Consider the following 1,660-nt stretch of genomic DNA (forward strand, 5'->3'; position numbering starts at 1 on the left):
CGGATCAACCGCATCGGCGCTTCGGTCTGCTTCCGACATAGAACGACAAAATCGTCCATATATCGGACCAAGTGGGCCTGATGATGTTCCTCCATCTTCTGGCCCTCCCAGTTGCGGTCCAGTAAACCCAGATCTTGCAGTTGACTTGTTTTTGAAAAGGTAAGTGCTTCACTGTGCTCTCGTTATATCCAACGAAAGGAGCACGAAAAAGTGAAGCACGAAGAAGAGAGTACGCGGGCGGATCGGGTGGGACAAGTTCAGATTACCTTTACAAACAAACAACTGACGGCCTGGGGTGGGGCCTGTTCGGTGGTGGCGAAGTTTTTGGAGCGGATCCGGTTTCGGGAGTGGGTCTTGGAACATATGCCGGTGGAGGAAAGATCGCCGAATGCGAAGGGCGTCTACGAGAAGGTACTGGCGTTGCTGCTGACGAGTCTGACGGGGGGAACCCGATTCAGTCATGTGACGTGGTGGAGTCACGGGATGGGAGGATTGAAGGCGTGCTTTGGGGTGGTGTGGTTGCCGCAAGCCACGAGTGTGTTGACGCGTTTCTTCGGCAAGTTCCGGCAGCGGCACAATGAGGCATTACGCACCGCGGCGGTGGGGTTGGCTGGGACGCTGATCGAGGCAGAGAAGATCACGCAGGACACGCTGATTTTGGATAGCACCGTGTGCGAGCGCTACGGGGTGCAGGAGGGAGCGCGCAAAGGCTACAACCCGAAGAAGCCCGGCCGGCCGAGTCATCATCCGTTGAAAGCGGGATTGGGGAGTGGATACGTGGTCAATCTATGGAATCGACGGGGGGACACGCACACGGCTCACCAGTGCGTCACCTTCTACGATCAGACCTGTAGGGAACTGCCACGGGGACTGCGGATCGGTTGGATCTTGGCCGACAGCGGCTTTGGCGAAGAAGGTTTTCTGGAGCATTTGGAGGGGGAAAAGCAGCGGTATGTCATTGCTTTGCGGTTAACGGCGTATGTGCTTTCGGCGATCCGCGGGATCAGCGGATGGAAACTTCTGGAGAAGGGCTTGGAGGTCGCGGAGGTCACGGTGGCGTTGAGCACCTGGAAGAAAGCGCGGCGGCTGATCGTGATCCGGCAGCACGTACCCACACGACCCAAGGCCAGCGGCAAGCAGCCGATGTTGTTCCGGGAGTTGGAGGAACATCGGGAGTATCGCTACAGCGTGCTGGTCACCCACGAGACGACCTTGTCGCCCGAGGAAATCTGGCGGACGTATCGGCCGAGGGCCCACGAGGAGAACTGCATCAAGGAACTCAAGGAGGGATACGGCTGGCATGAGTTTAACGTGCACAGCTTCTGGGGGACGGAGGCGGCGATGTTGCTGATCGGGATGGTCTGCTACAACCTGGTCCACCACCTCAATCGCCAAGTCTTAAAAACCGCCGAAGAGGGTGTGGCGCGATTGAAGACCCTGCGACTGAAAGTGCTGGCCATCCCGGCGATCTACGGCAGCGGCGGCCGACGTCCCACGCTGCGTCTGGGCGTTCAAGACCGCGGTCTGCGCGCCAAAATCCATTACTGGTTGCACCGCATTCACCGCCTTGATTTGCGACTCTTCAACTGCAATGCGGTTGCCTTGCCGGTGACCGCCAAGGTGTAATTCAGAGAGGTTTCAGACCATGAAATGACCGTCA

General features: G+C 58.0%; 1 protein-coding gene. It reads left to right on the forward strand.

The window, feature by feature from the left end; translation table 11 throughout:
* Positions 1 to 210 precede the first annotated feature (210 nt).
* Complete coding sequence (locus WB308_RS06620; RefSeq protein ID WP_424190201.1) at positions 211 to 1,626, forward strand: transposase; 1,416 nt, start codon at positions 211 to 213, stop codon at positions 1,624 to 1,626.
* The last annotated feature ends 34 nt before the right edge of the window (positions 1,627 to 1,660 follow it).

It is taken from the genome of Sulfuricurvum sp. (genome assembly GCF_049587615.1).
GTDB lineage: Bacteria > Campylobacterota > Campylobacteria > Campylobacterales > Sulfurimonadaceae > Sulfuricurvum.